Consider the following 11,826-nt stretch of genomic DNA (forward strand, 5'->3'; position numbering starts at 1 on the left):
ATTGCTATTTAATGCGCAAAGCTGCTGCCTTTCACCAACGTGCAAGCTATGCTTGATTTCAGTCAGCAAGAAAAAATGGCATAATCGCGGCAAATAACAGAAACCGGACTCTCTGGCACAAGACGCAGGATACTGACATTTCAATGACTCAACTTCCCCAATTTACTCGTGAGCTTCTTCATCCACGTTACTGGTTTACCTGGATTGGCATTGGTTTCCTCTACCTGTTGGTATTACTCCCCTATCCGGTTTTGCACGCGTTTGGCTGTGGTCTGGGTCGTGTAGCGATGCGTTTCATGAAACGGCGTGTTGAAGTAGCGCAACGTAACCTTGAACTCTGTTTCCCTGACATGCCCACCAACGAACGTGAGGCGATGGTAAAGCATAATTTTGAATCGGTGGGTATGGGGCTGATTGAAACAGGTATGGCGTGGTTCTGGCCAGACTGGCGCATCCAGAAATGGGTGAAGACCACTGGGCTTGAGCATGTGGCTAATGCCTTGGCCGAGAAACGCGGCATTTTACTGATTGGCATGCATTTTCTCACCCTTGAACTGGGCGCGCGCGTATTTGGCATGCATAATCCGGGCATCGGTGTTTATCGCCCTAACGACAACAAGTTGATTGACTGGCTGCAGACGTGGGGAAGAATGCGCTCCAATAAAAGCATGCTTGATCGTAAGGATCTTAAAGGCATGATTCGCGCCATGAAGAACAATGACATCATCTGGTATGCACCCGACCATGATTATGGTCCACGCAGCAGCGTGTTTGCGCCGTTCTTCGCCGTGCAGGATGCCGCAACCACCACTGGCACACATATGCTGATTCGCCTGGGCAATCCCAGCGTGGTGCCTTTTCTGGCGCGCCGCCTGCCCAATGGACGCGGCTATGAATTAAAGATGATGCCCGACATTCGTGCGAAGTTCTCACTGGAAAGCGAGCTTGATACAGCAGTTGTGATGAATAAAGTGGTGGAAGAGTCCGTTCTACTCGCACCAGAACAATACATGTGGCTGCATCGTCGTTTCAAAACCCGCCCCGAAGGTCAACCATCGCTGTATTAATGTGATGTGGAGCACACTTTGTGTTCCACTGTTTTCCGTGTGAATTTGCCTTATATCACGATGATATCCGCTCAAATTAGGTAAAACTGGACCAGTCGGAACTCAGGCTGAATGTTTCGTTGGTACCAGTTTTAACTTTATTCGATGTGATAAAGCATCAGTAGCGATGCAGAATCTTAATCTTTGTTAACAAAATGTGAACATCCAACCACGCAACTTATTGAAATTAGCTCTATCAGCATCAACGCCATTTACTGATTGAAATATGCTCGCACGGATCTGATTTTCATCAATTCCAGGCCTATTCCTATTTAATATTGCTGAATGCTTTGGCTCCGCTTATCAATGCAGTAAAATTAACTTACTTAACAAGGTATTGTCTTAGTGCTTGGTCACTATATGCCACTTTTGTGTATTTAAAACTATCCTTATTCCATTCTGGAATTTGTCCGCGAAATCGATTCCAGTTAGTTTCAACCGTGACAGTTAGTTCAATAACTGCCCTTCTAAAAATATAAAAAGATTACACACAGCAAATATATCGCAGGAACTTATAATATGAATAAAGGCATCTATTACTACGTAACGATCAGTACCGATCAGGAGGGCTATCACCTTCTACATCGGAAAGAGTGTAAACGTCTACCCGTAAAGGAGGATATGGTTTTTATCGGTACGCTCTATAATTTAAATCAGGCTTTATCGACCGCGAGAATTAATTTTAAAAAGGTGAAACCCTGTATTAAATGCTGCATCCGTTATTCTGCCCCAATTATTCGCGAGTCTGTGCGTCCTGTACTGCACTTCCCGCAAAAGATGATATAAACGGTATGGGTGGTTGAATTTTCCTCAACCACCCACCGTTATTTTCTCGCCGCTCTGCACGCTGCCATTTTTTTGTCTATTCTTCTGTGAAATCCTCTTTCAAGCGACAAGGAGTTCACCATGAACCTGTTTAGCACCCTCGAAGAAGCCATTGAAGCTGCACGTGAAGAGTTTCTTGCCAGCCAATCTGATATCACCGCAGACGATGCCAGTGTGAGTCAGTTCGCGCTGCAAAAGTATATCATGCAAGATGGCGACACTATGTGGCAGGCCGAGTTTTTTGCCGACGAAGAAGGCCAGGGAGAATGCCTGCCCATCTGTAACGGCGATGCAGCACAGGCGGTGTTTGACGGTGATTTCGACGAGGTTGAACTGCGACAGGAGTGGCAGTCAGAAAATACCTTGCACGAGTGGGATGAAGGCGAGTTCCAGCTTGAACCTCCGCGTGACCTCGAAGAAGGCGAGGCTGCAGCGGAAGAGTGGGAAGATGATGATAGCCCCTCAGACAACTGGGCCTAAAGCTTATTCGTACGGGCCATGATGGGCATCAACCGGTAATAGCAGGGTGTCCATCACCAGCGACAGCGGCAAGTCTAATATGGTCAGTACGCGCCAGGGCCCATCACGGACATCCCACTGTACGCCGGGATAATATTGGCTACCGTGCCCTTGGCCAGGAATGGTGCGGCTGATAATACTGCCGCAACCGCTCAACAGCAGAATGGCGGCACTGAGCGCGGTTATTTTCAGGAAATCTTTCACAACATTTACTCACAATGAACTGGCGCCAGTTTAACCGCCCGTGTAGTGAAATAACCACACCTCAATACGTAAAGATTACGTTAGTCAGAATCATGACCAAAAAAAAGCGGCATTTCTGCCGCTTTTTCGATTTCCCATCTTAACGCTGAGGCAATGCCTCAGGATTGAGTTTCAGCTTTTGATAGCTCTCCACCCACTGATGGTATTTATCCGCACTTTCCCACAAACGTGAATGCACGCGTGCCAGCACCACCGGGTCACTGATTAACTGCAAGCGTTGCTCGCGGTTCAGTTTTTCTGGTGCATCACTCAAGGCCTGATCGACGCGACGATCACGTGCATGATCCAGCAAGGTACTTTGCTTATGACGTGAGGTCGCCATGGCTGTCGCCAGCGCGTTAAACGCCGGGTTGAACAGTGCATGCATAAAGCCATTCTTCAGCGCGCGCTGGCGGTTCACCTGTAAGTAGTGATCGGTATCGACCAGCTCTTTCGGCGGCTCATACTCTTCCGGAATCAGGAACAGTTTGGCGTTCTTACTTTTCTGCCCCACAGTGGCACGGCTCGACATCACCGAGACAAAGGGTGACAGAATCAGTGAGAACACAATCGGCGCCAACCACCACAGGAAATTGAGATCCAGCACGCCCATACCCACTGCCCAGACAATACCTAATAGCAGTTGCGAACCATGGCGACGGAAAGCTTCACCCCATGGCGTGGCATCGTCGTCACGCTGCGGTGAGTTCCAGACCACTTCCCAACCCAGGAAGGCGCTGACCACAAACACCGTGTGGAACAGCATACGCACCGGCGCTAACAGCACCGAGAACAACATTTCCAGTATCAGTGAGCAGAATAAGCGGATGGCGCCACCATAAGGTTTTGCCCCTTTACACCAGATCAGCACGACACTGAGCAGTTTCGGCAGGAACAGCAGCACCAAAGTGGTAGAGAACAGCGCAATTGCCAGATCAGGACGCCACTGCGGCCACACCGGGAACAGCTGGCGCGGTTGCAGGAAGTAGGTCGGCTCCATGAGCGTATGTACCACCTGCAAAGCGGTGGACAAGGCGAGGAACATAAACCACAACGGCGCTGACAGGTAAGACATCACCCCGGTCAGGAACACCGCACGGTGCACCGGGTGCATACCTTTCACCAGGAACAGGCGGAAGTTCATCAGGTTACCGTGACACCAGCGACGGTCACGCTTCAGTTCATCCAGCAAGTTCGGCGGCAGCTCTTCATAAGAGCCAGGCAGATCATAGGCGATCCACACCCCCCAACCGGCACGGCGCATTAAGGCCGCTTCAACGAAGTCATGCGACAGGATCGAGCCCGCGAAGGAACCCTCACCCGGTAGCGGTGCCAGCGCACAGTGTTCGATAAACGGCTGAACACGGATGATGGCGTTATGGCCCCAGTAGTGCGACTCCCCTAACTGCCAGAAGTGCAGACCGGCCGTAAACAGCGGACCATATACACGCGTGGCAAACTGCTGACAGCGAGCATACAGGGTATCCATACCGGACGCTTTAGGTGACGACTGGATGATACCGGCGTTCGGGTTCGCTTCCATCATGCGCACCAGACCGCACAGGCACTCACCGCTCATCACGCTATCGGCATCCAGCACCACCATGTAGCTGTAGTTGCTCCCCCAGCGACGGCAGAAGTCATCGATGTTGCCACTTTTACGCTTCACACGGCGACGGCGACGGCGGTAGAAAATCTTCCCTGCCCCACCGACATCACGCACCAGCTCCATCCAGGCTTTCTGCTCGGCGATGGCAATATCGGCATCATAGCTGTCACTCAGGATGTAAACATCGAAGTGCTCAGCATTACCGGTACGCTGCACCGATTCCCAGGTGGCACGCAGTCCGGCAAACACACGCTCAACATCCTCATTACAGATAGGCATGATCAACGCAGTACGGTGTTCAGGATTGAGTGGTTCATCACCGGTGGTGGAATAGGAGATGCTGTACTTATCGCGGCCAATCAGCAGTTGCAAGAACCCCATTAAAGCGGTCCAGAAACCGGCGGAGACCCAGCAGAACAAAATGGCAAACAGGAACAAGATCCCGGTTTGTAATATGTACGGCAGGATCAGCTCAACTGACTGCAACCAGTTCTGGTTAAACAACTCGATCGGGTCGAGCAGTGTCCAGCCCTGATAAGGCAGAATGGTTTTCATGTACCAGGTGGCAACCACGGTCTGCAACAGCGTAAGGATCAGCAGCACGTAACGACGCATAGAACCCACATGGCGCCATTTGTCTTCCGTCTTCTGCTCTTCTGCTGTGGCATAGCGCGGGTTGGATTTCTGACCACGCAGTGAATCCCAGGCGCGGGCAATCGGGTTAGTCCGCCAGATTTCCGGGAACATCAGCGATCGCTTCACTTTTGGCATCGCCTTCAGTGTGGTGCGGTCGAGATAATCCTTGCTGAGCTGTTGACCATCCGCCAGCGAATCTGGCCAGGCCATTTGCACGCGGGATGACACCGATTTGAGCGGCGCATCGTCCGGGCGCTCGCTGGCGGCGTTATCCTGCCCCAGCGACGTATGAATAGCGTGGAACGCCTGAGCATGCTGAAGCGAATCGCTCAGACGAGCCCGCCCTGCCGCATCTAGCGGCAGAGCTTCCACGTAAGATTGAGGTAGAAATATCGATTTATTCATTGGCAGGTAACTGATAGCTCCAGGTTTCCGTCAATGTCTTGTCGCCGCTCACCAGCGCCGCACGCATTTCGGTCGGCTGCTTGTTATCTTTCACGCGCAGACGCAACACTAAACGCCAGCCTTTGGTGACCGGGTTGTAGCGTACGCTTTGCTCAACCACATCGGCGTTATTGCCCACGCTAACCTGCGGCGTAACTTGCGTATTGTCAGGCAGTTTGCTCATCGCTTTACCGACGAAATCGATGGTAAAGGCGATGGAGCCATCTGGCTGACGCACCAGATTAGACTGTTTAACATCACCGGCTGAACGCAGCGTGTTTTTCACCCATGCCACATCATCTTGATGCAACAGGTTTTCATCACGCGTGAAGTGCAGGCGATACTGGAAGTTCATCTCTTTGCCTGGATCAGGCAGTTTTTCCGGCGTCCAGAACGCAACGATGTTGTCGTTGGTTTCATCGGCGGTCGGGATTTCAACCAGCTCAACACGGCCTTTGCCCCAGTCACCCATTGGCTCAACCCAGCCACTTGGGCGCAGGTCGTAGCGATCGTCGAGATCCTGATAGTGGCTGAAGTCACGACCACGTTGCAGCAGACCAAAACCTTTCGGGTTTTCGATGGTGAAGGTACTCACCGCCAGATGTTTCGGGTTATTCAGCGGACGCCAAATCCACTCACCGTTGCCCGCGTGAATCGACAGGCCATTGGAGTCATGCAATTCATTACGGAAATTGGTGACTGGCGATGGCTGATTAGCGCCAAACAGGAACATACTGGTCAGCGGTGCTACACCCAGTTTGCCGACGTTGTCACGCAGGTAGACTTTCGACTGCACATCAACCGTCGATTCTTTGCCCGGCTTGATGATAAAGCGATAGGCACCGGCGGCACGCGGTGAATCCAGCAGTGCATAGATCACCAGCTGTTTGTCTTGCGGTTTTGGACGTTCAATCCAGAACTCTTTAAAGCGCGGGAACTCTTCACCTGACGGCAACGCGGTATCAATGGCTAAACCACGCGCTGAAAGACCATAAACCTGGCCTTCACCAATCACACGGAAGTAGCTGGCGCCGAGGAAACTGGCAATCTCGTCGTCTTTACCCTTTTTGTTCAGCGGGTACAGCACCTTGAAACCGGCAAAGCCGAGATTTTTAACCGAATCAGCATCGTGCTTGACGTTGCCGAAGTTGAAATAGTCGGGGTTGTATTTGATTTCGCGAACAGAAGACGCCGTGACTTCATTAATTTTCACTGGCGTATCGAAATACATGCCCTGATGATAAAACTCGAGCTTAAACGGCGTACGCAGTTTGCCCCAGTATGCTTTGTCGTGGTTAAACTGGATTTGCTGATAATCCGCAAATTTCATATCACGAAACTGAGAGGGTAAATTGCTCTTCGGCGCTTCGTAACCTTTCCCTGCCAACGCCTTGGCTTGTTTTGCCACATCATCAATGTTGAACGCCCAGCTATTGTTGGCGTACAACGCCAGCAGGACTGCCGCGCCTACCCAGCGCATTTTTACCAGTCCCACTTTATTATTCACTTTATTTAGCACATCCCCCCCTTTCGTGCGCTCAAATCAAACCTGTTTATCTTAAAGGATTATTCGGTTTTCCGACAGCATATGCATAAGATTGTTCCGCTGATTTGTAAGCTAAAAGCGTGCTTTTCGGATAATTAAACCCTTCAGGTTAAGATACAGAATCACCTGATAGTATACGCTGTTTACAGGCGGTAGAATTTTCATCCAGCATAATCTGGTTTCAGGGCGAAACCGGCAAGTAAACTGACAAATTGGAAGCTTATGAGTTCAGCAAAACCCGAACGCGAATATTTTCTCGACTCCATCCGAGCATATTTGATGTTATTAGGCGTACCCTTTCACGTCTCTCTGATTTACTCCACTCAGCGCTGGGCTGTTAACAGCCAGGATGCCTCTATGTGGTTGACGGTGTTGAATGATTTTATTCACGCGTTCCGCATGCAGGTCTTCTTCGTTATATCCGGTTATTTTTCCTACATGCTCTATCTGCGCTACAAGCCTCAACGCTGGTTGAAGGTGCGCATGGAGCGTGTTGGCATCCCCCTTTTGACCGCCATTCCGCTGATTACGTTGCCGCAGTTTTTTATGCTGAAAAACCTCACGGATAAGGTAGGGAATTGGGATAGCTTTTCGCTGTATGACAAGTACAACACCCTGGCCTGGGAACTGATTTCTCACCTGTGGTTTTTGCTGGTACTGGTAATTCTGACTGCAATGGGGATGATGACGTTCCGTTGGTTACGTACCCAGCAACGCCGCATTGATTATCAGCAGGTTGGCTGGGGGAAATTGACGCTGGCCTTTTTGGCTTATGCGCTGCTGTGGTGCCTGTTCCGCCGCGCCCTGTTTTACACCGTACCCGCGGTTTTCGCCGACGGTTTGTTTAGCGTAGCCGTGATGCAGACTCTGACCTTTCTGCCGTTCTTTATGCTGGGCGCTTTGGCCTGGAAGCATCAGGCATTGAAAGCACTGTTCGTGCGTTTCAACCCGGTGATGTGCTTTGGTGCTATCGCCGTGTTTATTGCTTACAGCTTGAATCAGCGCTACAGCAGCGGCGACGGTTGGTTATATGAAATTGATGCCATTGTCTCAACCCTTATGGGGTTGTGCATGTTGAATGTCTGTTTTTGCTTTGGTCACAAGCTGTTGAACAGCCATTCACCGCGCATTATGTATCTGGTCAATGCTTCGCTGTTTATCTACCTGGTGCACCATCCACTGACCATTTTGTACGGTATTTACGTTGTGCCGCACATCAGCAGCAACACGCTGGGCTTCTTTGTCGGTTTGGCTATGGTGTTTGGTATCGCCTTTAGCCTGTACGAAATCCATCTACGTATCCCGCTACTGCGCTTCCTGTTTTCGGGTAAGCCGCAACGTAAATAGTGACTTGGTGAGTTAAATCACCCACTGCCCAGCCTGCTCATGAGCTTCAGTGCGAGTTGTAAAAAAGGGCACATTGCCTGAAGCTCTGACGCCTCTGCTGCCCCCTCAGGGCTATCCGCAGCGCTGAGACTTTTACGTTGGGCCAGGAGGCCCACGCGGGGAGGCGTGGGGCAGTTCGCGGCCGACCATGGATGGTCATCCGCGAACGGTCCGTCCGGCACGACGTGGAAGTCGAAGGTACCGCTTCAGCGGCGCGAGGACGGCCCAGAGGGGGCAGTAGTGGCGGCAGAGCCCGCACTGAAAAGAAAGGCCACTTATCAATAAGCAGCCTGAGTTCTTAACTGACGAGCATTACGCAGTAAATGAGTGATGCGCGAAGAATCTCGCCGCTACAGCAACCACTCCACCGGTAAGCGCCAGACCAGTCGCACCAACAGTCGTTGCATCAAGGTGCACTGCGGTTCGTGTTTATGCACCACTTCCCCTGACTCTCCTTCGTACTCCACCCAGTTCACGCGCCCCCAGTTATCCAGCCTTAATGTCCAGGCACGATCGCGCATCCCGGCAATAAAGCGTTGATGGGTTTGCTGCGCTAAGGTTTCACTTTCAATCACCAAGCCCATCTCGGTATTTAACACCGCCGATCGCGGATCAAAATTAAACGAGCCGATAAACACCTTGCGGTTATCCACGGTGAAGGTTTTGGCGTGCAAACTCGACCCTGAGTTACCGGTCAAACCGCGGTCATGTGGCGCTTCGCTGGCATTGTCTTGCGGCTTCATCTCATACAGCGCAATGCCGTGGCGCAGTAATTTTTTACGCCAGCGTGCATAACCGGCGTGGACGACTGAGACATCGTTTGCCGCTAGCGAGTTGGTTAGGACTGCAATTTTTACACCACGCCTTTTTAAGGCGAGCAATTGAGCTACACCCGCGCGCGTCGGCACAAAATAGGCTGAAATAATGTCGAATTGCTGCTGTGGGGTGCCGATCACCTCCAGCATACGCTGCGGTAGCAGGCTGGAGCGCTTGGCCTTACCTAACCCTTTGCGCGGGTCGTCGCTTAACAACCGCGATTCCGCCCAGGTCATCTGCATAGAGCCCTGCTCCATCTGGCTGACAAAAGATGAGTGTTCCAGCCTGGCAAGATAGCGCTGCACTGCCTCGCTCTGCTGCCATTCCTTCGGTAAACGCACCGCTTGATGCGCATCGCCGGAGACATCGACCACGCTGCGCAAAGGCGAAACCGCTTTACTGTTCCAGTACCGCTCAAAATCGTGCGCTACCTGTTGCACCACCGGCCCTATTGCCAGCACGTCCAGGTCAGTGAACAGCGGCTCGTCACCGGTACCAAAATATTCATCACCGATATTGCGGCCCCCTACCAGCGTCACCGCGCCATCTACCGTCAGGCTCTTATTATGCATACGGCGATTAAGACGAGCGAAATCGGTTAAATAACCCAGCGCACGCAATGTGCGAAAGGAAAAGGGGTTGAATAGCCGCACGGCAATATTGGGATGGCGATCAAGCTCGGCCAGCGTGTCATCGAGGCCTGGCGTGTTGTTATCATCCAGCAGCAAACGTACTTTAACGCCACGTTCAGCGGCATCTAACAATGCGCTAAACAGCAATCGCCCCGACATATCGTTGTGCCAGATGTAGTACTGCACATCGATAGTATGCTGCGCCATGCCCATCACCAGGTATCGCGCAGCAAAAGCATCCAGCCCATCGTTGAGCGGATGAATACCGCTCATATCCGGATGCAGCGCACAGCGCGCATCAATAATTTCTCGTAACCCCTCTCCTGCCGGCGATGGGTATTGCACAGGTGCTGCTTCACTCATATCGAATCCCTGAATTCGCTGGATCTATTATTGTTGGTATGACCGCGCCTCACGGCAATCAGAGGCTTCTGCATCCGCCCGCTAACGCGACATGCATTTAAAGTCTAGACTTAGGCTTGCGTTCTGCATCCGGCGTTTACCGTGAGGAGAGGATTATGACTCAGCAATCCCCGCGCCATCACCCGCAACTTTTCCGCAGTTTCTTCCAGGGAAGCTTCCCCTGCTCTACCGCCCGTCGCAGCGGCGGGCGCCGCATGGATATGGTGATCAGCAGCGGGCATGACATGCTACTGGAAAAAGATTACGCCTCGCTGGCACAGGAAGGTTTGCTCACCGCCCGTGACGGCGCGCGCTGGCACCTTATCGAAGCTACGCCCAATGAGTACGACTGGCGCAGCTTCTTGCCCATGGTTCACGCGGCGGCGCGCAATGATATACAGGTCATCTGGGAACTGGCGCACTTTGGCTATCCCGACCATCTGGATATCTGGCGCGCCTCCTTTATCGACCACTTCGAGCGTTTTGCGCGCGCGATGGCACAACTGATGCGCGATGAGGGCGTACAGCACCCCTTTTTTACCCCCATCAACCAGATTTCCTTTTGGTCATGGGCGGGCGCGGACGTTTCCTGGCTCGATCCTTACGCCAGCGAACGCGGGCGTGAACTTAAACGGCAACTGGTGCGCGCCTCGTTAGCGGCCATGCACGCCATCCGTGATGTCTATCCCGATGCACGTTTTGTGTTGACCGATCCGCTGGTACAGATCGCGACCGATCCTGAGAACCCTGACAGCAAACCTTACGCCGATGCACAGCATCAGGCGCAATTTGAAGCCTGGGATTGGATCGCCGGACGGGATGCGCCGGAACTGGGCGGACGCGAGGATTTTCTCGATATCCTTGGGCTGAACTACTATCCCGACAATCACTGGTTCTTCTCAGGAGACACCATCCCGGCCGATCACAGGGCGTATCAGCCGCTGCATCGTTTGATGTTGCAATGCTGGCAACGCTACCAGCGACCGTTGCTGCTGGCAGAAACCGGAGCGGAGGGCGATGCACGCGCATCCTGGCTGCGGCATGTCACAGAAGAGGCACGGTTAGCACTGGATGAAGGGGTCGCGCTGGAAGGGATATCGCTCTATCCGGTGGTGGAGTATCCAGCATGGGCCGACGACCGTCGTTCACCGGGCGCCCTGTTTGGCTTGGGGGATCCGAATGGCAATCGCACGCTGCATGAAGCGCTGGCGCTGGAATTACGCAGTCAACAGATTAAATGGCAAAACAGGGAAAAGCAGCCTTAAGAGTGTTGCGTTGGTAAGGTCTTGGGCGGGCAGGTTTGCACATCGAGTGTGGGATCGGCGGGATGGCGAACATCAGTCAGCCAGGTCATGGTGAACAGGAATACCACGCCAATTAAACAGGCGGAAAGCAGGCCAATTATGGCGATCAGTTTGTCATCTCGGGCTTCCATCGACATCTCCTTGCAGGCTTCCATGAACCGTTGCTGACCTTAGCTCATCCATAACGTCACCATCAGGACGAAGATTATAAGGGTAACAGAGGTCACTGCAAGTACCACAATGGCGAAGTGTGCGTCGTCGAGCGACTGTCTTAACGGTTCATCGTGATCGTCAGGTGGCGCGGGTGAACTCATGTTGACTCAATAACAAGAAGACGTTTTAAGCGCAGGATTGCCGC

Annotated in this window: 10 protein-coding genes; 5 read left to right on the top strand and 5 right to left on the bottom strand. The window is 52.3% G+C overall.

Features of this window, described 5'->3' with window-relative positions; all coding sequences use genetic code 11:
* Positions 1–143: 143 nt before the first annotated feature.
* The 3 genes from ACPUC8_RS04555 (at position 144) to ACPUC8_RS04565 (ending at position 2,411) form a co-directional block, all read left to right on the top strand.
* A complete protein-coding gene (locus tag ACPUC8_RS04555; protein WP_039337097.1) occupies positions 144–1,067 on the top strand; it encodes a Kdo(2)-lipid IV(A) acyltransferase in 924 nt (307 codons plus the stop codon).
* 558 nt (positions 1,068–1,625) lie between these two features.
* Entirely contained in the window at positions 1,626–1,892 is a 267-nt protein-coding gene (locus ACPUC8_RS04560) for a hypothetical protein (RefSeq protein ID WP_034820172.1), read from the top strand.
* 120 nt (positions 1,893–2,012) lie between these two features.
* Complete coding sequence (locus ACPUC8_RS04565; RefSeq protein ID WP_494925652.1) at positions 2,013–2,411, top strand: MysB family protein; 399 nt, start codon at positions 2,013–2,015, stop codon at positions 2,409–2,411.
* A gap of 3 nt (positions 2,412–2,414) precedes the next feature.
* Here ACPUC8_RS04565 and ACPUC8_RS04570 read toward each other — a convergent pair whose 3' ends face one another.
* The 3 genes from ACPUC8_RS04570 to ACPUC8_RS04580 all read right to left on the bottom strand — a co-directional run bounded on the left by ACPUC8_RS04570 (position 2,415) and on the right by ACPUC8_RS04580 (position 6,871).
* Positions 2,415–2,654, bottom strand: a complete 240-nt coding sequence (locus ACPUC8_RS04570; protein ID WP_039337093.1) for a YceK/YidQ family lipoprotein — start codon at positions 2,652–2,654, stop codon at positions 2,415–2,417.
* A gap of 139 nt (positions 2,655–2,793) precedes the next feature.
* Positions 2,794–5,343 (bottom strand): glucans biosynthesis glucosyltransferase MdoH, encoded by a 2,550-nt coding sequence (mdoH, locus tag ACPUC8_RS04575; RefSeq protein ID WP_494925653.1) that lies wholly within the window; start codon positions 5,341–5,343, stop codon positions 2,794–2,796.
* Positions 5,336–6,871, bottom strand: coding sequence for a glucan biosynthesis protein G (locus ACPUC8_RS04580; RefSeq protein ID WP_197063384.1), 1,536 nt, complete (start codon positions 6,869–6,871; stop codon positions 5,336–5,338). Before ACPUC8_RS04580 ends, mdoH begins: the two co-directional genes overlap by 8 nt.
* Positions 6,872–7,150: 279 nt before the next feature.
* Here ACPUC8_RS04580 and mdoC point away from each other — a divergent pair, with 279 nt between their 5' ends.
* Positions 7,151–8,275, top strand: coding sequence for a glucans biosynthesis protein MdoC (gene mdoC / locus ACPUC8_RS04585; RefSeq protein ID WP_494925654.1), 1,125 nt, complete (start codon positions 7,151–7,153; stop codon positions 8,273–8,275).
* A 389-nt stretch (positions 8,276–8,664) separates the two neighbouring features.
* Here the strand turns inward: mdoC and ACPUC8_RS04590 are convergent, their stop codons facing one another.
* Positions 8,665–10,125 carry a phospholipase D-like domain-containing protein gene (locus ACPUC8_RS04590; RefSeq protein WP_494925655.1) on the bottom strand — a complete coding sequence of 487 codons (1,461 nt, stop codon included), beginning with the start codon at positions 10,123–10,125 and terminating at the stop codon, positions 8,665–8,667.
* Between the two features lie 155 nt (positions 10,126–10,280).
* On the opposite strand from ACPUC8_RS04590, the gene ACPUC8_RS04595 reads away from it, so the two are divergent.
* Positions 10,281–11,429 carry a glycoside hydrolase family protein gene (locus tag ACPUC8_RS04595; protein WP_494925656.1) on the top strand — a complete coding sequence of 383 codons (1,149 nt, stop codon included), beginning with the start codon at positions 10,281–10,283 and terminating at the stop codon, positions 11,427–11,429.
* Here ACPUC8_RS04595 and ACPUC8_RS04600 read toward each other — a convergent pair.
* Entirely contained in the window at positions 11,426–11,599 is a 174-nt protein-coding gene (locus ACPUC8_RS04600; RefSeq protein ID WP_494925657.1) for a hypothetical protein, read from the bottom strand. The two genes, ACPUC8_RS04595 and ACPUC8_RS04600, sit on opposite strands and share 4 nt — an antisense overlap.
* Between the last annotated feature and the right edge of the window lie 227 nt (positions 11,600–11,826).

The organism is Pantoea sp. CFCC18177 (assembly GCF_059412425.1).

What these genes read in the sequence shown, in the direction of transcription:
- ACPUC8_RS04555 (WP_039337097.1), top strand. Translation starts at nt 144, where the DNA reads ATGACTCAACTTCCCCAATTTACTCGTGAGCTTCTTCATCCACGTTAC.
- ACPUC8_RS04560 (WP_034820172.1), top strand. Translation starts at nt 1,626, where the DNA reads ATGAATAAAGGCATCTATTACTACGTAACGATCAGTACCGATCAGGAG.
- ACPUC8_RS04565 (WP_494925652.1), top strand. Translation starts at nt 2,013, where the DNA reads ATGAACCTGTTTAGCACCCTCGAAGAAGCCATTGAAGCTGCACGTGAA.
- mdoH (WP_494925653.1), bottom strand. Translation starts at nt 5,343, where the DNA reads ATGAATAAATCGATATTTCTACCTCAATCTTACGTGGAAGCTCTGCCG.
- mdoC (WP_494925654.1), top strand. Translation starts at nt 7,151, where the DNA reads ATGAGTTCAGCAAAACCCGAACGCGAATATTTTCTCGACTCCATCCGA.
- ACPUC8_RS04590 (WP_494925655.1), bottom strand. Translation starts at nt 10,125, where the DNA reads ATGAGTGAAGCAGCACCTGTGCAATACCCATCGCCGGCAGGAGAGGGG.
- ACPUC8_RS04595 (WP_494925656.1), top strand. Translation starts at nt 10,281, where the DNA reads ATGACTCAGCAATCCCCGCGCCATCACCCGCAACTTTTCCGCAGTTTC.
- ACPUC8_RS04600 (WP_494925657.1), bottom strand. Translation starts at nt 11,599, where the DNA reads ATGGAAGCCCGAGATGACAAACTGATCGCCATAATTGGCCTGCTTTCC.